The following is a 17,629-nucleotide window of genomic DNA, read 5'->3' as shown; positions in this document are numbered from 1 at the left end:
GTGTTTCAGAACTTCTGTGTGGCGAAGTACTGCTCGACCGTGGTCGGTTGGATCCAGGGGTAGCGGTCGTTCATCAGTGGCGGCAGCGTCGCTTCGCCTTTGAGCAGTCCCCGGTTGTACATGAGCGGGAGGTACTCGAGGAAGTTCTGGGGATCGCGCTCCATGAGTTCGGCGATTCGCTCGTCGAGGTCGGCGAGCGAGCCGCGACGCTCGACACGCAGCCGCTTGCCGGAGGCTTTCTCGAAGGCCGCGACCAGACCGTGGAAGTCGAGACGGTCGCCGGCGACCGGGAGGACCCTGCCGATCGGTTCGTCGTCGAGGGCTGCCGCGGCCGTGTACTTGGCGGTGTCGGCCCAGGTGGTGTACTCCACAGCGGCCTCGCCCTCACCCCAGAGGTACGCGGTCTGGGTCTCGGGGTCGATGATGCGGAGCCAGTCGAACAGCACCCCGCGGTCGAGGAAGCTGCCGTTGAGCACGCTGACCACCTCGACCTGGTCCCGCTCGGCGTCGGCCGCCTCGCCGAACTGGCGGCGCCAGTCAGAGGGCAGGATCTGCCCGGGCGGGAGTTTGAACAGGTCCAGCGTGTAGTCCGAGGGGATGAACCGCCGGACCCCCGCGTCGCGGGCGGCACGCAGCAGCGACGCCTGGCCGTCGATGATGACGTCGGGCCCGCCCTGCACGGCCGAGACGACCGTGGTCGCGCCGACGGCGAATGCGGCCAGCGCCTCATCGGCGCCGAGCTCGCCCTCCACCACCTGCGCGCCCTTGGCTTCCAGATGCGCGACCTTGCCGCGGCTGGCCGGCCGCACAAGCAGCCGCAACCGCGCGTCCGGCTGCGCGAGGACCTCCTCGGCGATGAGGTTGCCCAGGTGTCCGGTGCCGCCGACCAGCGCAATGATCTTGGTGTTCATGATGTCCTTTTCTGAAGTGACTTCGTGGTGCCTGGCAGGAGCGCAGGCCGCGTTGCTCGATGCCCGCCGCGGCCCCGGCTAGCGCGCTCTCGTGGTGAGGGCTGTGGGATGCCCTCTCGTTCATGCGACCGGGAAGTTCTGGTTGAAGACGTTGTCCGGGTCGACCTTGCGTTTGATCTCGCGCAGCCGGCGCAGCGTCTGGGGCGGGAACGCGTCGGCCAGCCGCTGCGGCGAGAACGCGGTCTCGAAGCTCAGGTAGAGGCCGTCCAAGGACTGACGCACGTCCTCCCACGCGGCGTCGAACGCCCTCGAGGGAGCGGAGGCGACTCCGGCGATGTTGAAGTTCTGGTGCCGGTGCGCGAAGGCGGTGACCTCGGCGGGAACGTCATTGACCGCGCCGCCGACCGACCGGATCTGGAGCATCGTGCCGTATCCCGAGCTGAGTAGTGCTTCGAGCCGGTCGCCGATGGTGTCGTCCAGGTGGACGGCGAAGCCGTTGTGGAGGTGGGCGCCCTGCTGGCCGCGGTGCGGCGCGCCGGTCCGGGTCACCACGGCTGCGTAGGGTTCGAGCACGGCCCGCTGGCCGAGGATCGGGCCGAGCCGGCCGAACGGCTCGATCGCCCGCTGGGCCGCGGTCGCGTCGTCGCCAGCGAAGATGACGGTCGCCAAGGCGTGCCCCCCGCCCCCGACGTACAGGAATGCGCCGATCTCGCGGGGCGCCGCCTCGACCGTCTCCCCCCACGCCCGCAGGAATGTCGCGAGGCGGTCGAGGCGGTACTGGAACGTGGCGTGGGCGACCACCGGCACCGGCGAGGCGTGGAAGTCCAGCGCGGTGACGATGCCGACGTTCGCCCCGGCGCCGCGCACCGCCCAGAACAGGTCGGGCTCGGTTTCGGCGTCCACGTGGCGGATCTGGCCCTCGGCGGTGACGATCTCGGCCGCGGCCAGGCGGTCGATGGTCAACCCGTGGGCGCGGCCCATGAGCCCGACGCCCGCGGTCGTGGCCAGGCCGCCGACGCCGACGTCTCCTGAGTCGCCGGAGCTGATCGACAGGCCCCACGGGTAGAGCGCCTGGGCCACCTCGCCCCAGCGGGCGCCCGGCCCGATCCGGACCAGGTCGCCGCCAGGCTCGATCCGATCGATCGAAGCCAGCTCGCCCAGATCGATGACGGTGCCCCCGTCGTTGGTCGAGACGCTGGAGATACCATGCCCGCCGCTGCGGATCGCGAGCGGCCCGTCGGCCTCCCGCCCCAGGCTCAGCGCCTCGGCCACTTCAGCGGTCGTGCGGGGCCGTATCACCCGCGCGGGCGAGCCGGTCGCGGTGTAGACGTGCCGGACGCTCCCATAGCGTGGGTCGCCGGGCCGGATGATGTCGAGCATGACGGCCCCTCACGGCATCTCGGGCGGGGTCAGGGACGGGCCCGCCTCACGGGTGACGAAGTACTGCAGTGCCGACTCGGCGAGTGGGCTGTTGCCCGCGACCAGTTCGGCGGTATGCATGCCGACCTCGACGGCCGGAATCCAGCGGGGGTTGTCGATACCCGCGAGCTGGCGCGGCCTGGTGCGGATGACGCCGAGGATGACCTCGTACACCCGCAGCCCCGCTCCCTTCAGCTCTTCGGCGATCGTGCGGACCATCGACTTGGTCGCCGCCGCGGTCAGGGCCATGACACCGTTGGCCGGATACGGGATCTCCGCGCTGAAGCCGTTGATATGAACGATCGCCCCTTCGGGCGCCAGGGCCGGGACCAGTGCCCGGTAAGCGCGGAAGACCGTGGTCTGGTTCTGCTCGACCAGCGCCTCCCATTCAGCGTCGGTGAGATCGAGGATGCCTTTGGGGCCCTGGCGACCCCAGTCCGCGACCGAGACCACGACCCCGTCAAGGCGACCGTGGCGGCCGTGCCGGTCGACGAGGGCGGCGAGCGTGTCGTCCAAGTCAGGCCCGGTGAGGTCGAGCCGCAACGTCGTGAGGTTCGCATCGTCGATGCGCTCGGCCAGGTCGTCGAGCTTGGCCTGGGTGCGGGCCGTGGCGATCACGGCGGCGCCCGCGTCGAGCAGGGCGCGCGTGATCCCCTCGCCGACACCGCCCGCGCCGCCGATGACGAGCACGGTCTTCCCGCTCAGGTCGGTGTCCGGCTGCGCCCAGCTCGGCAGCTCGATTGTGGTGGTCATCCGGTCTCCTTCGAAGCGTTGTCTTGTGTCTGCTGCAGGTGGTCCAGAAGCGTCTGGAGGATCGTGTCGATCTGGTCAAGCCGATCGGGCTCGATGCCGTCGAGAAACCAGCGCTTGACCGAGCGCCAGTGCGGACCGAGCGAGCGCCGGTAGGCGGCGAGGCCGTCGTCGGTCAACGACACCAGCGCGGCGCGCCCGTCGGCGTCGGTGCCGCGACAGCGCTGCACCAGACCGCGCTGTTCCATGCGGCGCAGATGGTGCGACATCCGGCTGGTGTCCCAGTCGAGCGCCTGAGCCAACTCTGTCGATCGCATCGCGGCATCTGGCGCGGCAGCGAGCCGGGCCAGCACGGTGAAGTCCGGCTCGGAGAGCTGGGAGGTGTCCCACAGGTCACGCGCGGTCTCGCGGCGGACCAACTCGCCCAGTACGAGGAAGCTCTGCCATACCCGCCGCTGCTGCGCCGTCGTTCTACCTGACATGTCAGCAACCATAGCCAGATTACTGACACGTCAGCAAGAGTGTGTGACCGACCAGACTCCCCTGCACCCGGGCCGAGTCTGGGAATCGATGTAGCGGCGTTGAAGCGGCCCCCATCCCGCTCGGCCGCCCGGCCGCCCTGGACCCGCGTAAGGCGCAAGCAGCCGTCACCGCGTTCCGCGAAGGGGCCGCTGTGAAGGCACTCGCTCGTGAGCACGGCGTTGCCCCCCGAACGATCCGCCGAGTCCTCGATGCCGCCGGTGCCCGCGAGCTGCCCGACGACGTCAAGCAGTTCCTGGAGGATCCCGCCCACATCGAGAACCAGGAGCAGGTGGCCGCCGATCAGCGGGTGACCATCGATATCCCCGGCCTGCTCGCCGAGCACCTGCTCCGGCCATACCACTCCGGCGGCGATGGCGCGGCCCAGCGGGCCCTCCACGGAGCGCAGGAAGCGGCGCGCCGGTTCGATGGCGAACGCCTCGAACTCGCGGGCGAGCGAGAGAATGACCTGTTCGGGTATCGCGTTCCACGGTGTACGGGCATCTCGACAAGGCCACCACCGTGCCCCGGCAGCCGAAGAAGACGAGAGCGGCAGGGTGAGCGTGGTGGCCCCACCTCGGCTCCGGCGAGGAGGGCGCCGTGACTGCCAGGCTCGCAGAGCTATGCGTCTGCCACAGCATGCGCCGCCAACCCGACCCCGGCCCTCGCCACCGCGCAACCCTGATCGCTTTCGGGACAGGCCCCTGCGCCCACCTGCAGCTCGGTGCTTAGCGTAGCTACTCGCCAGTAGAGTCCCGGAGCCCCGGGACACCTGGACGGTCTGGTGCTCGCCGAGAAGGGGCACGAGGAATTGCACGACTCGCCCGGCTGCCCTATCTGGGCCGTTCTTGAAACGGCTGGACTGAAGTTGACGGGATCCCGTCTGATCATCGCGATCAGGCGGGATCTTGTCGTTTCAGGGGTTTCCGAATCGGGTTCGTCATGGTTTGGGAACCGCGGAGCAGGTGTCCGGGAAGGCCCGGGTGGTGACAGGCCGCTGGTGGAGGTCCATGTTCGCGTCGCTGGGCATGGCGATGCCTGCTCCGGGCTGGGTGCTGCGACAAGGTGATCTGAATTGCGGGTTATGGGGTGGGTGGTGGCCGGCTCCGGCCCGTGAGCGGTGTGCGGTCGAGGCGCTCTGCTGGGATCTCGAAGATGTCGGCGGATGTGTCGGGCTCGTCTGGGGGCTGGTGGATGTGGCGCCACTGGTCGAGAAAGTGGTCGTTGGCGACCGTGACGAGCAGGGCGACCGGGATGGTCTGGGCGACGCGCCCATGGGCGAGCCCGTTCTTCGGATCACCCAGATCGAGGTCGTGGCCTTTGAGGCGGCAGTTCAGTCCTTCCGTCATCGCCCTGGCAGCGGAGTACGTCCCCCGCCACGAGGGGCTGAGGTAGGGCAGATCCTGCCGGAACTTGTCGAGGTGGCCGAGGTCGCCGGGGCGCAGGGTGATGGTCTGCTGGTGGCAGATCTTCGGCAGATCGCCGGTCTTGCGGTCAGGGGTCGGGGGCAGGACGCGGGGTTTGGCCGCGGCGTGGGCGGCTCGCTGCCGGGCGTCGGTCAGGTCGACCGCGGTGGCGCGGATGGGCCCGCGCTGGTGGAGGCGGTCGAAGCGGGGGCAAGTGACCGACGGGGAGGTGCCTGCCGCAGGGCACTGCAAGCGGATGGCGCCGCCCGCGTTCGGGCTCTGCTTGAGACGCAGCAAATACGGCTCTCGCGCGGTGATCAGCGCGGTGAGTTCTTGCGATGGTGTGCGGATGGCGGCGTCGTCCAGGTCGGTGGCGGCGCGGGCGAGTCGGTCGGGCATCAGCGGGCAGGCCAGGCTGCCATCGATGAGCAGCGCGCCGTGGGCGCTGCCCTGCCGTAGGCGCGGTCGACGACGGCGAACGGGCGGGTGCGGGCGGCGACGGTGAGCGTTGCCGAGTAGCCGTAGGCGGGTGGGTCGTTTCCGGCCGAGTGGTGCCATCCTGCGGTGATCTCGGTGGAGGCGATCCCCGCCATGGCGTCCACGACACAGACCTTGCAGGTTACGCCACGCGGGTCAGGAATCCTGATACTCCGCGACGGCCCTCTGCGTCTGCCGGGTCAGCAGTCACTGATCTCCCGGCACGTTTCGGGCGCCTCCGCCCTTGTGACGGCGGTGATCGCCCGGGCGGCGTCGCCGAGTGCGGCGAGCTGCTCGGGCGTCAGTGCGTCGACCACGAGACGACGGGCCTCTCGGACGTGACCAGGGGCGATCTCCTCGAGCTTGGCGAAGCCGGCGTCGGTGAGCCGCGCCTCCGTGTGCCGGCCACCGCGGTTGGGCAAGCTACGCCGCTCGACGCAGCCAGACCGCTCGAGCCGGGTGATCGCGTGGGAGATTCGTGAGAGCGACCCCTGCGCCAATGCGGCCAGGTTACTGAGCATCAGCGTGCGGTTGGGTGCGTCGGAGAGAGCAGCGAGCACGTGGTACTCGAAAACGTTCACGCCGGCATCGCGCTTGAGCTGTGCGTCCAGCGCGGGCGGCAGGGTCATGATCAAGGCGACCAGCGCTCGCCAGTCGCGCTGCTGGTCGGGCGACAGCCATGGCACGTCGTGCTCGGGGGTGGGTCTGCGGGGGGTATCGGTGCTCACACACCAACTCTACCGGTCAATTTGAACATTCAAGTGGTGCGGCATATTGTCGACTTGAACATTCAAGTGGCACTCATCTATCAGGGGGAACCCCATGTCCGTGCTCCGTGTCGACGCCACCATCCAGGGCGACCGCTCCGCCAGCAGCGCACTCGCCGACCTCGTCCTCGACGAGTTCGTGGTCGCCCGCCCTGGGGTGCCGGTGGTACGGCGTCACCTTGGTCAGGACCCGCTGCCCGCGCACGTCTGGGAGGTCGCAACATCCGGCCTTTACCTTCCGGAGGCGGCCCGCACCGCCGCGCAGCGCGAGGCGCTCGCCACAGCCGAGCGGATCGCCACTGAGTTGCAGCAGGCGACGAGCGCCGTGCTCGCGCTGCCGCTCTACAACTTCGGCGTCTCGCAGCACGTGAAGACGTGGATCGACCTCGCGATCGCCGGCACGCCCCAGGGCATCCGCCTGCTTGAGGGCACGCCGACCGTCCTGGTCACCACTCGGGGCGGCGCCTACGGCCCCGGCACCCCGCGCGAGGGCTGGGACCACAACACCGACTTCTTGCGCCGGATCCTCGTCGACATCTGGGGCGCCGACCTTACGGTGGTCGAGCGCGAGTTCACGCTCGTCGGCGTGAACCCGGCCCTCGACGAGTTCACCGAGATGGCGGCGACCATGCACAAGGCCGCCGAGGAGGCAGCAGGCGAGGCCGGAAGGGTACTCGCTGCCCGGCACGCCGCCTGACCCACCACCTCGCCCCCTTCATCCACCGCCTGGCTCGCGGTCATTGATCAGACGACAAGAGCAAGGCTGACCGGCGAATGGCTGGAACAGGCACATCCATACATAACGGTCCGCATGCCCGACGCAGCACGCTGAACCCCGGAAGCGGGGGTCAGAGAGATTTGGAACGGAATCCGGCGTTAGCGGGGTTCTCCCAGGTCAGTGAACCGCTGCCGTTGCGGTCTTCCGGACGTGGTTACGCCGGATCCCGTTCCATCGCACAGAGGGGGTCAGAACTGGTGAGGTTCCGTAATCCACTGTGTTGTATTCGTAGGCGGCAGGGTCAGGTTCGTCACCGTTGGTGATCGCCGGGGGCGTAGAGGCTCCAAGGGCCGGCAGCTTGGGCGGCGATCTGAGCAGCGCTCTCGTTGTTGTAGCCGAGCATGCGGGCGACAACGGGGGCTGGAGCTTGAAGGACGAGTTGGCGGATTGCGGCGGTTCGGACCTTGCCGGCTTGGAAGCCGTGAGCTCGTAGTCGATCATGGATGGTCGCGGGGTTGATCGGCTGTCCGGCTCTTCGGCCGGGAAACAACCATCGACTGTCGGGATTGGTCGCGGTCAGGGTGTTCGGGCGAGTGCGGGCGTAGTCCAGGAGCAGGGTGGCGAATGGTTCGGGCACCGGGGCGGGTGGGTCGCCGAGTCGAATCCATACATCACCGAAGTCCACCTCAGCCTCGTTGCCGGGCTGATGCGTCTGCTCGATGAAGGCTGCCGACGGACCGCGGCCGGCCTCTAATCGGATCTCCGCACGACGCGGGCGCACATAGTTGCGCACCATCGCGTACGACACCTCGACCGCGCTGTGTTCCTCCACCAACCGGTTCCAGATCCGCACCACGGTGTGCCGCTGCTTACGCGGCGCGTCCAGATCCACCCGCAGCATCTGATCGATCAACGGCTTGTAGGGATCCAATCGCGAGGCCCGGGGCGGCAGCGGCTTGCGCGGCGTCGGCCAGGCGGAGGTCAACGCCTGCGCCACCGTCCGCCGGCTCACGCGGTACTTACGCGCCAACTCCCGGCCGGACATGCCCTGCCGGGCATCGCGCCGGATGGCCGCGAACAAGTCCACCCTGCTGTTCGCCATCGGGTGCCCCTTTGCAACGGGGATCCCTCGATAGTCTCACCCGTCGCAGGGCAGTGGCGCCGAAACTGAATGACATCACTTTCCCGATCCGAGAACTGGCGCTCCAATCGACGTCAAGCGGAGCCGCCTCTCATCGACAAAGTCACGCAGCGAGGGAACGCTGATGACACCACATCGCATGGTCATGGGCCTGACCGCGAAAACATGGCGACGCTGGCAGGACGGCGAGCAGATGGTCCAACTCCACTTCAGGTCCACCGATGAGAAGGTGTCGCTCCTCCATGTCAGCCGGTAGCAGCCGCGGATGTCCTCGTGGCCGCCAGGGCTCGCGAAGCTGGGACCTTTCTAGCGGGTGCAGCCGCGAGGTCTAGCGGCTCAGCTAGCAGAGAAACCTAGTCCTGACCTGCGGCCTAGCGTCCTAGCTGCCACATGTGAACGCCTCTGGAGGGGGCTCCAGAGGCGTTCATCAGGGTGGTTGGGCCGCTAGGGCTAAATCGTTCGCTTGCCGAGCGCCTCGGCCACGCAGGCGCGGGTGAAGCCCTTGCGGTTGCGGCCCCTACCAGTGGCGTCGCGGCCCCAGGTGTCCTCCGTCTTGACCCCGTACTCCTTCAGCCGCGCGGTCAGTGCGGCGGTCTTGGCGTCGTCCTCCAGGTCCGCCCATTGGCCGTAGGCGTCCGGCCGGAACTCGGCCAGCCGGTCTACGACCGCGCTGTTCCAGATCTTCTCCTCCTTGGCGGTGGTCACGGTCAGGATGTCGGCCAGCAGGTCGTAGGAGGCCCGCTGGGGCGGTTGCTGGCCGATCGCCTGGCCCGACAGCGTCCCGGCCTCCTGGCGAAGCTGGTAGGCGCGTTCGGCGATCAGCTCCGAGGTGGGGCCGTCGAGGTAGGCCGATCGGACGATGATCGGGTCCTCGGCGATACCGACCGCCCAGGAGATGCCCTTGTCATTGAGGGTGAACATGGTGGCCTTGACCCCGGCCTGGTGCATGCCAGTGCCGAGGATCATGTCGTTCTCCTGCCAGCCCATCACGCGTAGGCAGATCCGGATGCCCGCGTTCGCGCTGATGGCCTTGGGCAGGCTGTCCTTGTCCGGGCGCTGGGTAGCCAGGATGAGGATGATGCCCAGGGCCGGGCCGCGTTTGATGATCGCGGTGGCGTACTTGGCGGCCTCCTCCCCGTGCTCGTCGTCGGCGAACAGCTCCTGGCACTCGTCGATCGCGACCACCATCGGGTGCAGGCCAAGGTCGCGCCGCGCGGCCAGTTCGGCCGTGACCTTGAACTCGGGCGCCTGGTGGCGGGGCAGGCCGTCGATGACCGCAGCCCGCCGGTCGAGTTCGGCGTACACCTCGGCCAGAGAGGCGACGCAGGCCGCCTTGGCGGAGTCGGTGGCGCCCTTGGCGTAGTGGTGGGCCACCTTCTCCAGCGCCGACAGGTCGCCGGTGCCCTTCAGCTCGAACAGCCGCAGCTCGGCCAGTGGATCCAAGGCGCAGGCCAGCAGCAGCACCCGCAGCGCGAACGTCTTGCCGTACCGGGGCATCGAGCCGATGAGCACGTTGGCGAACATGAGCAGGACCTTGATCGGACGGCCCCGCTGGTCGCTGCCGTAAGGGATCGGGTCGAACAGGCTGACCTGGCCGGACTTGAGCAGCGGCCAGGCGGGCTGCCTGGCCCTGCGCATCTCCTGATCGCCCACCCACAGCACCAGACGGCCGGGATGCTCCTCCGAGACGGGTTCGGGCCAGACGCAGCCCAGCGCGCGCCGCAAGCCGGAGGCGAGCTTGTCGCGCTTGTCCAGTACCTCCGAGACGGTGACGCCGAGCGGGAGGTCGACTTCGGCCCGCCAGCCGGGTCCATCGCGCATGATCGGGGCGGCGAAGGTGATGCCGCGCCCGGTCTTGCCGAGCGCCTGATTGATGGCCGAGATGCCGAGCGAGCCGAGCGCATCCAGTACCTGGTCACTGGTGAGCGTGCGGACGCGGGAGGGAATGACCGCCCGGTCCAGCAGCGGCTTGTCGGCGGGGGAGCCGATCATGCCCGCCCCGCCGATGAGCACACCGAGGATCGCCCAGTGGATCCAGGTCGGTGCGGCCATGGCGACGAAGATGCCGACCAGGACCAGCGTGATCGTGCCTACCAGGAGCGTCCACAGGCGCGCCTTGACCCGGTCGTCGCGCTGCCGGGACAGTGCCAGGTACTCTGCGGCCTCCTCCTTCGTGGCCGCTGCCCGGCGCACCGGACGGCCTTCCAGGTCGAACAGCCAGCTCACCAGCGCCACCAGCAGCCGCCAGGCGCCGGCCGGAGAGCGGGCCGCGAGCTTGGCGGCGTACTTCGGGGTGCGCAGTACGTGATAAGCCAGCACGTAGCCGGTGTGCTCGGCCTGCCACTTCAGTACCTGGAGGGCATCGGCCCGCGACTTCAACCACACCGGGATCAGCGGCGACCGCTCCTGTCGGCGCGCGCCCAGCTCGGCGATCAGGTCCACCGGGTCGGGCTTATACGGCTGATCGACCAGGACGACATTGCCCTCAAGGACGTCGTCGTTATCGCCCGGAGCCTCCTGCGTCGACTTCTCCCCAGGGGCCGCGATGGCGTTCTCGGGAGCGAGCGGAGCGGCCTCGTCCTGGAGGGTGATCCCCAGGTCGTCGTGCGTGTCTGTAGCAGTCACGCCTTCACCTCCGTCCGAGTGACCAGCGATCCGAGAATCTCGGTGTGCACGGCGAGCGCCTCGACGAAGATCCGTACTGCCTTCACAGCGTGCCCGGCGAGACGGCACACGTCCGCCAGGATGAGCAGCACCACCACCACGACGACGCGAACCACCATGAAGACCATGCGGCACCAACCGGAGCGGCGGGCGGCCACCCACATCTGTCCGGCAGTCTGGGCGTCCACGGTCGCCTCGCGGGTGGCGCACAGGAGGAACAAGAACAGGCAGATGGCGGGGATCAGGGAGTCGGTCATCACGCGGCCTCCGCCTCGCTCGAACCAACCGGCTGCGACCCGCCCAGCGGCGGCGCAGCGGCCACTGAGCCGGTCGTCTCGGAGGCGTCCGGCTCGGTGGCCTGGGACCGCTCCTTGTCCACCTCGGCGATGATCTCCTCGGCCTCGCGCTGCTCCAGTCCCCACCGGCTCATGAGCGGTCGGCGGCCGACTCGCTGCTTGCCCTCAGCGAGGCTGTCCAGGTAGGTGAGCCGTGCCGCCTCGTACCGGTCGCCAGGCAGCACCGGCACTACGCGTTCCACCTCGACGAGGGTCTCGGCGGGCTGGCACGCGTGCGCTTCCGCAGGCACCTCGGTGGCGGGGCCTCGGGTGTTCCGCACGATCCACATGAGGAGTTCGTAGGCGCAGGCGAACGCCAATGGTGCCAGGGCGCTGACCAGGCGCGATCCGAGTCCTCCTGACCAGCCGTGCGCCACGTTCGCCGCGAGGGTTACGGCGCCTCCGAGGCTGAGAGCGACCCACGCCAGAACTGGCACACGGATCTTGCGGCGCGAGCAGTAGACCATCACCAGCGAGGCCATGACGATCACGCCGTCGGACATCGCCGGGTAGAGCACGGCCATGTCGTGCCGCTCACCGAGAACGATCGCCAGGCCGTAGAAGTGGTGGTACGAGACGTAGGCCGCAGCAGCGGCGACGGCCAGGAGAACGGCTACCGCGAAGCCGAGGATTACCCGGTCCCCGAGGCGGCCCGTGCCGGTGTCGGTCGGGTGCGCAGCAACTGGCACGACGGCAGCGCCGCGGGCACGGAACGGGTTGATAGAGAAGCGCCGGGCACGCTTGGGCGGAAGCGCGTCAACGCGGTTCTCGCTCCCGGCGATCAAGGGTGTGGAAGGGTGGCTCATGGCCTGGCTCCTGGGTTGATCAGGTTGCTGGGTCGTAGGCCGGGGTTCGGTGATTGGGTCACCGAGCCTCGGCCGCCTTGCCGCACTGGCCGGGGCCAGCGCGGTCGTCCGTTGAGGGTTGACCCCCGGGGTTTCCGGACTTTTCCGGCCACCTCTACGCGCGTACGCGCGAGGTCAGCCGCCGCTGCGGTGGGGGAGCGGTGATGCCGAAGGGCTTCAAGGGACCCATGAGGCCCTGCGGGCCGCTGGGAAGCCGCCGAAGCGCACACGTGAAGACTGAGGCGGAGAAGGCTCTCTGAGCCCGTCTCAGCGCTCCTCGGTGGCTTGTGGGGGCATTCGCGACGACGGCTGGAATGGCACTCTTTCCCTGGTGAAAGGGTGAAACCGCTGTAGCAGTGGCTGTAGCAACTGGCGGGAGTCCACCCCCGTTCGCCGGAGTCCACACCACGCCGTATCCAGGGGAAACGAAGCCCCGCATACCTGGGCAAACCCCCTGCCCGAGACTACGGATCAGAAGGTTGAGGTTTCGAGCACCTCCGGCCGCACAGCATGTCAAAGGCCCTTTGGCTTAGGTTCCAGTGATCATTGCAACACCGGCGCCGCAGCGCGGTCTGCGACGGTCTGATCGCCCTGGGAGGAATGACATCATTTCCCTACGATCGGTCCGGCGGCGTCGACGCGTTCGAAAGTAGGTTGCAGACATGCTCCGTACCCACCTGGCCGTCCTGACCACCGGGATCGTCGGAGCGTCCCTGCTGTTCACGGTCAGTCCGCGACCGGCCGTGGCCGACTCCGCCCTGACCTGCTCGGCGGTCGTGCCGGTGTACGGCATCAATGGTGAGGGCAAACTGCGCTGGTACGGCCACCGCGCTGGCGCCTCTGGCGAGAATTCCTGGGCCGCCGACAGCGGCAAGGAGATCGGCTACGGCTGGAACACGCTGACCAAGGTGTTCTCCGGCGGCAACGGCGTGATCTACGCGGTCGACGGCGACGGTGGCCTGAAGTGGTACCGCCACCTTTCGCCGGCGACCGGAGAGCGCGGCTGGGCTCCCGGCGAGGGCACGGTCATCGGCCGTGGCTGGGGCGACTTCGTGGACATCGTGTCGGCCGGCTCCGGGGTCATCTACGCCCTCGACAAAGCCGGAGACCTGCACTGGTACCGCCACCTCTCACCGATGACCGGCGAGGCCCAGTGGGCGCCGGGCAGCGGCAAGGTCATCCGTTCGGGCTGGACGGCGATCACCACGCTGATGACCGGGCGCGACGGCACGCTGTACGGCGTCAACACCAAGGGGCACATCCGCTGGTACGACCACACCGACCCGGTCGCGGGCGGCACCGCCTTCGGCACGGGCACGGGGCTGGTGGCCGGCGAGGGCTGGGAGGATTACCGCAGCCCGTCCGGCGCCGGAGCGGGAGTCGTCTACGCGCTCGACGCGTCCGGCCGGATGTGGTGGCAGCGCCATGCCGATCCCCTGGCCGGGGCGCCGGTCTGGCAGGACCGCCGCCCCCTGAAAACAGGGTTCGCTTCCTTCACCGCCTTGTTCGCCGACGCCACCGCCTGCTCGCCGGGCCAGTCCTTCACCGGTTACGCTCCCGGCAAAGCCGGCCAGAACCTCTACTACAGCCAAGGCCGGGTCGGCGCTCTCCTGACGGAAGGCGCGCGAACCGCCGTCACCTTCGGCGAGCAACGTAAGTTCGCCGAGGCGACAACCGAGGCGACCGTCTCAACCCGGGCCTGGGTCCGCCTGCTGCCCGGCCCGTGGTCGCCCTCGGCGCCGTGGGCGGCCTCATGGCCGGCGGCCAACATCGCCAGGACCGACGAGGATCTGCTGGAAATCGCCACGCAGTACTTCGTGGACGCTCCCGCCCAGGTTCGCGATGGCCTGCGCTACGCGGGCGACGCCCACTATGGGCCTTTACTCCCGGACGGCACCCGGGAAGAGGGCTCCGACTTCAACGACTACCTCGGCCTCTCCTGGACCTACGACGACAAGATCGACCCTCCGGAAGCCCGCCAGAAGGAATCGCTGGACTGTTCCGGTTTCGTCAGAATGGTCTTCGGCTACCGCGGCGGCTACCCCTTGGGCATCGGCGACACGCTGAGCAAGTCCGCCCTCCCCCGCCGAGCCGTGCAAATGGCCGACGAGAACGCCCCGGGGGTCACGGTGACCGACGGTGGCACGGCCAAACCCACGTCCTACGCGGACCTGCAGACGGGCGACCTGCTGTTCTGGGACGCCAGCACGGACGACGGCACAGCACTCGACCACGTCGGCATGTATTTGGGAATCGACTCCACCGGCAAACACCGGTTCATCTCCAGCCGCAAATCGGTCGACGGTCCCACGCTGGGCGACGAAGGCGGCCCCTCGACCCTCGACAGCGCCACCCTCTACGACCGCTCATGGCGCAAGGCCAAGCGCGCCTGACCTCAGCCCGAGAAGCCCGGCGCTGCGGCCTCCGGTCTCCAGCAGTCGGCTAACAGCAGAAACGTGGGTAGTTCTGCAGGCCGCCGAGTATGTGCGCCACGTCCTGGTTGTGCCGCGGTGGCGTGCGTCCGGGCGACCGCTGACTGGCTGGAGATGGCCATCGAATCGGGGACGTGAGCCTGGCCTGGTTGCTGCGCGGCGAGTAGCACCATGCCTCCAGGGGCTTGGTGGCCAACGTCTGCGGGGAGCAGGTGCGTCTGACTCTCACGAACTGCTCCTGTCAGCGGCGAAATGTCCTATGAATGTCCTGCCGGTTACCTGGAGCCAAGCCTTCTTGGACATTAGCGTGAATGACACGCGGGTGAAGAAATTGTCGGTACCTCCAGACATACGCCTGTCTTCAATCGCGTGGAACCGAATTGGCGGTCGCTTCTCTGCTGGGCAAGTAGTGGTCGCCCATACCGGTTCTGTGCTTGGCGTAGCCGGCTGTATGACGATGAAACGACGAAAGGAAGCAGAGAAATGAAGCGAAACGTCACCGGAAGAATTGCCGTTACCGCGATCGGCGGCCTCGCGGCCCTACTACTCTCCGTCAGTCCCGCACAGGCCAAGGAGACAGCAGGTCACTGGTACGGCCCCTACTCCACTCAGGGAATTTGCGAATACTGGAGGAACGGTGTGCAGGCAGGTGGGACACAGACCCATCCCTGCTTCGATGACCAGGGCTGGTACTTCTGGGCAGCGTCCTGAACGGCTGGAACGGCTGACGACCTTGCGGCAGTCCGGTATCCGTCCGTTGCCGACCGACAAGCTGGAAGGACGACGCGGCCCTTTCCCAGCCGGCGGAACCGGGTGGAACAGCGTCGAAGCACGTTGGGCAGAGTGCTGTACAGCAGCGCCGTACAGCAACACCGCCATACCCGACCGCGTGTTACCGATCAGCATCCACTGCTTGACCAGGCTGGGACGCCACTGACAGGGCATCCGCCGTTCCCTACGGATCAGAAGGTTGGGGTTTCGAGTACCTCCGGCCGCACAGCAGGTAAGAGGCCCTTCGGGATCATCCCGGAGGGCCTTTTTCGCGCCCACCCGTTACCCGATTCGGTGGTTGGCCGTCTGATGCCCGCCCCTCCACAATGGGCCTCCGCTTCGCTCCGGGCGTCCTGCTGGGGGCGCCTGCGGCGCACAACGGGCTTCGCTTTGGGCGCTTCGCGCTTTGGGAGCTCAGGCGTTGCCTTCCAGTCGGGCCAAGGGCCCGACCCCTGGAGGACCTCGCTCCGCTCGGACGCCCTTCCCCGCGCAGGCTCCGCCTGCGAAGACCTTGTTGGCCGGGGCTTCGCCGCGAAAGGGGCGGCAGGAGTGAACCCACGATCTTGGGACGTCGGGCGGCCCTGGCCAGGCAAAGCGGTCCACTGTGCAACGCGCCGTGCAATACGACGCGTCCCTCACGCCCTTGCGCTGCTGGCGATCACCAGGCCCTCGTTGCGCAGGATGCCGATCGCCATCTTCACCACCAATTGGCTACGTCCACGACACGCCGTTCCGGACGTGGCAGCCGGTGACCTTGCGGGTCAGTGACGCCGACACCCCGTTGGCCTGACGGCGCAGGTTCATGGCCTTGTCCTCGCGGCGGATGCCGACCAGGACCGTGATGTAGCCGACGAGCAGCGTCACGCCGAGCAGTCCGGCGAGGATCAGGGGGAGCCAGCTCACGTCCAGCTCACGCCCGCCGCGGGTTGCGCCGGTTCCTGGCCCGCTGCTTCCTGCTCCAGCGCTCACGCGCTAGGTACTTGGAGCACTGCACCTGCCCCTCGGCAGGGGCGTTGCCGCATCCACATGAGGGCGTCTCGTCCAGGAAGCTGATCATGTTCGTCATCGGGCATCTCCTCCTTCGGTTGGGGCCGTCGTGCCTTGTGCAACCGAGAATGCTGCGGAGAGTCAGGACGAGATCACTACATGACGGGACATGTTCAAGACGTCCGGCCTACGATGAGGCGGTCCCCGGACGTCCCCTTGGAGCAGGTGAGATGGCGAACGAACGGTTACGTGCGGCCCTTCTCCACGAAGGCGTGTCCATCGTCGATTTGGCCGAGGCGATCGAAGTCGACCCCAAGACCATCGAGCGGTGGATCAACAAGGGGCGCGAGCCGTACCGAAAACACCTTTTGCCACGGCTTCGTACCTGGGTGTGGACGAGGCGTACCTGTGGCCCGAGGCGCTCACCCGCGACCAGGTCGCCGCGGCGTCCCAAGTGAGGTCATCGCGATCTAACGTCCCCACACGCCAACGCATCCAAGCCACTTTGTACACGTGTTTGACCAGGGTGAATCTCCACAGAGCAGGGTGATCGGTCCGCCTGAAAAGCGGACGGTCAGGTCCGGAAGTGAGTGGTTGGGACAGACCACTAGTAATGTCCCCGCAGCGCCGTTGCCGAGTTGGTGCCTCCCAGCGTCCAATTGGCTAGCCTTCCCCGGTGAGCTTCGCCAACTTCGCCCGTAGGGTACGTGACCCTGACTTGCCCTACCGATGGCGGCTGTCAGCGTTCCGGTCCTGCGTGCAGTTGTATCGGCCTCTCGGATTCGAGGCGACGCTGAGTTTCCTCGAGTTCCAGGCCGGGAGGTTTCAACACGATGAGGCGGCACTGCTTCAGGCGCTGGACGCTATCGAGGCCAGCCGCGCTGCCTGGCATGCCGAGCTCCACGCCTACGCGACAAGGCGTCGGGAGGCCAAGATGCAAGGCCGGCGATCTCCGCGTGCAGAGGAACCAAATCCCAACCTTCAGGTTCGCTGGTACTGGTACGGCAATCCCCGGAAGGCCGCGTTGCTCGCATTGCGGTTTTGGCGCCGCCAACGCTTCCCTCGTCTGCTGCCCTCCTCGGACCCCGTTCTCCTGGAGATCACCATATGCGTCAGCGAGTGCCTGGACTTCGGCGCCGTCTTCACGGAAGCGCAGCGCGACCTGCTCGGCGTCCGATTAAGCGAGATTGAGCAACGTCTGCACTCGGCGGATCTCCTGCTCGTCGTTCGGCACATCGAGGTGGCATCGGGTTTGAGGTAGCTCGAAGCGGCGAGAGACCGGACTGTGCGGGTTGAGGCGGTGGGTTTCGGCCGGCGCATCGTCAGACGGTGCTGCCGTTCGCGCGCGGTGCCGTACAGCAGGCGGATACGGCAACGCTGCCTCACCCAGTCAAATGCCACCAGTCTTCAACTACTGCTTGAGCAGGGAGCGGAAGGCTCTACGTCGTGACCGGCTCCCGTTTGCAAGCAGGCGCTCAATATGCCGC

Annotated in this window: 17 protein-coding genes; 4 read left to right on the top strand and 13 right to left on the bottom strand. The window is 67.9% G+C overall.

Annotated elements, in window-relative coordinates; all coding sequences use genetic code 11:
- Nucleotides 1-5 precede the first annotated feature (5 nt).
- The 4 genes from ACQP2T_RS60615 to ACQP2T_RS60600 form a co-directional block, all read right to left on the bottom strand.
- Nucleotides 6-911, bottom strand: a complete 906-nt coding sequence (locus tag ACQP2T_RS60615) for an NmrA family NAD(P)-binding protein (protein ID WP_433513664.1) — start codon at nucleotides 909-911, stop codon at nucleotides 6-8.
- Nucleotides 912-1,031: 120 nt separating this feature from the next.
- Nucleotides 1,032-2,291 (bottom strand): FAD-binding oxidoreductase, encoded by a 1,260-nt coding sequence (locus ACQP2T_RS60610; protein ID WP_433513663.1) that lies wholly within the window; start codon nucleotides 2,289-2,291, stop codon nucleotides 1,032-1,034.
- 9 nt (nucleotides 2,292-2,300) lie between these two features.
- Nucleotides 2,301-3,083: an SDR family oxidoreductase gene (locus ACQP2T_RS60605; RefSeq protein WP_433513662.1), complete on the bottom strand. Its 783-nt coding sequence runs from the start codon at nucleotides 3,081-3,083 to the stop codon at nucleotides 2,301-2,303.
- The gene (locus ACQP2T_RS60600; protein WP_433513661.1) at nucleotides 3,080-3,562 is read right to left on the bottom strand and encodes a MarR family winged helix-turn-helix transcriptional regulator; all 483 of its coding nucleotides are present in this window, start codon (nucleotides 3,560-3,562) and stop codon (nucleotides 3,080-3,082) included. Before ACQP2T_RS60600 ends, ACQP2T_RS60605 begins: the two co-directional genes overlap by 4 nt.
- A 191-nt stretch (nucleotides 3,563-3,753) precedes the next feature.
- Between ACQP2T_RS60600 and ACQP2T_RS60595 the strand changes: the two genes are divergently transcribed.
- Nucleotides 3,754-4,203, top strand: coding sequence for a hypothetical protein (locus ACQP2T_RS60595; protein ID WP_433513660.1), 450 nt, complete (start codon nucleotides 3,754-3,756; stop codon nucleotides 4,201-4,203).
- A gap of 478 nt (nucleotides 4,204-4,681) precedes the next feature.
- Here the strand turns inward: ACQP2T_RS60595 and ACQP2T_RS60590 are convergent, their stop codons facing one another.
- From ACQP2T_RS60590 to ACQP2T_RS60580, 3 genes are all read right to left on the bottom strand, one after another.
- A complete protein-coding gene (locus ACQP2T_RS60590; RefSeq protein WP_433513659.1) occupies nucleotides 4,682-5,404 on the bottom strand; it encodes a hypothetical protein in 723 nt (240 codons plus the stop codon).
- The gene (locus ACQP2T_RS60585) at nucleotides 5,404-5,607 is read right to left on the bottom strand and encodes a hypothetical protein (RefSeq protein WP_433513658.1); all 204 of its coding nucleotides are present in this window, start codon (nucleotides 5,605-5,607) and stop codon (nucleotides 5,404-5,406) included. Before ACQP2T_RS60585 ends, ACQP2T_RS60590 begins: the two co-directional genes overlap by 1 nt.
- 75 nt (nucleotides 5,608-5,682) lie before the next feature.
- Nucleotides 5,683-6,210, bottom strand: a complete 528-nt coding sequence (locus tag ACQP2T_RS60580) for a MarR family winged helix-turn-helix transcriptional regulator (RefSeq protein ID WP_433513657.1) — start codon at nucleotides 6,208-6,210, stop codon at nucleotides 5,683-5,685.
- A gap of 94 nt (nucleotides 6,211-6,304) precedes the next feature.
- On the opposite strand from ACQP2T_RS60580, the gene ACQP2T_RS60575 reads away from it, so the two are divergent.
- A complete protein-coding gene (locus tag ACQP2T_RS60575) occupies nucleotides 6,305-6,946 on the top strand; it encodes an FMN-dependent NADH-azoreductase (protein ID WP_433513656.1) in 642 nt (213 codons plus the stop codon).
- A gap of 331 nt (nucleotides 6,947-7,277) precedes the next feature.
- Here ACQP2T_RS60575 and ACQP2T_RS60570 read toward each other — a convergent pair whose 3' ends face one another.
- The 4 genes from ACQP2T_RS60570 to ACQP2T_RS60555 form a co-directional block, all read right to left on the bottom strand.
- Entirely contained in the window at nucleotides 7,278-8,048 is a 771-nt protein-coding gene (locus tag ACQP2T_RS60570; protein ID WP_433513655.1) for a hypothetical protein, read from the bottom strand.
- A gap of 510 nt (nucleotides 8,049-8,558) precedes the next feature.
- Entirely contained in the window at nucleotides 8,559-10,733 is a 2,175-nt protein-coding gene (locus ACQP2T_RS60565; RefSeq protein WP_433513654.1) for an FtsK/SpoIIIE domain-containing protein, read from the bottom strand.
- Complete coding sequence (locus tag ACQP2T_RS60560; RefSeq protein ID WP_433513653.1) at nucleotides 10,730-11,029, bottom strand: hypothetical protein; 300 nt, start codon at nucleotides 11,027-11,029, stop codon at nucleotides 10,730-10,732. Before ACQP2T_RS60560 ends, ACQP2T_RS60565 begins: the two co-directional genes overlap by 4 nt.
- Complete coding sequence (locus tag ACQP2T_RS60555; protein ID WP_433513652.1) at nucleotides 11,029-11,913, bottom strand: DUF2637 domain-containing protein; 885 nt, start codon at nucleotides 11,911-11,913, stop codon at nucleotides 11,029-11,031. Before ACQP2T_RS60555 ends, ACQP2T_RS60560 begins: the two co-directional genes overlap by 1 nt.
- A gap of 701 nt (nucleotides 11,914-12,614) precedes the next feature.
- Here ACQP2T_RS60555 and ACQP2T_RS60550 point away from each other — a divergent pair.
- Entirely contained in the window at nucleotides 12,615-14,345 is a 1,731-nt protein-coding gene (locus tag ACQP2T_RS60550) for a tachylectin-related carbohydrate-binding protein (protein ID WP_433513651.1), read from the top strand.
- 1,521 nt (nucleotides 14,346-15,866) lie between these two features.
- Here ACQP2T_RS60550 and ACQP2T_RS60545 read toward each other — a convergent pair.
- Both ACQP2T_RS60545 and ACQP2T_RS60540 read right to left on the bottom strand, forming a co-directional pair.
- A complete protein-coding gene (locus ACQP2T_RS60545; RefSeq protein ID WP_433513650.1) occupies nucleotides 15,867-16,058 on the bottom strand; it encodes a hypothetical protein in 192 nt (63 codons plus the stop codon).
- Nucleotides 16,059-16,065: 7 nt separating this feature from the next.
- Complete coding sequence (locus ACQP2T_RS60540) at nucleotides 16,066-16,221, bottom strand: hypothetical protein (protein ID WP_433513649.1); 156 nt, start codon at nucleotides 16,219-16,221, stop codon at nucleotides 16,066-16,068.
- 597 nt (nucleotides 16,222-16,818) lie between these two features.
- Between ACQP2T_RS60540 and ACQP2T_RS60535 the strand changes: the two genes are divergently transcribed.
- Nucleotides 16,819-17,403, top strand: a complete 585-nt coding sequence (locus ACQP2T_RS60535; protein WP_355203022.1) for a hypothetical protein — start codon at nucleotides 16,819-16,821, stop codon at nucleotides 17,401-17,403.
- The last annotated feature ends 226 nt before the right edge of the window (nucleotides 17,404-17,629 follow it).

Origin of the sequence: Nonomuraea sp. CA-143628 (assembly GCF_050942315.1) — a bacterium.
GTDB lineage: Bacteria > Actinomycetota > Actinomycetes > Streptosporangiales > Streptosporangiaceae > Nonomuraea.
The sequence above is the reverse complement of the archived record's forward strand: the minus strand, read 5'-3'. Positions and strand labels throughout refer to the sequence as shown.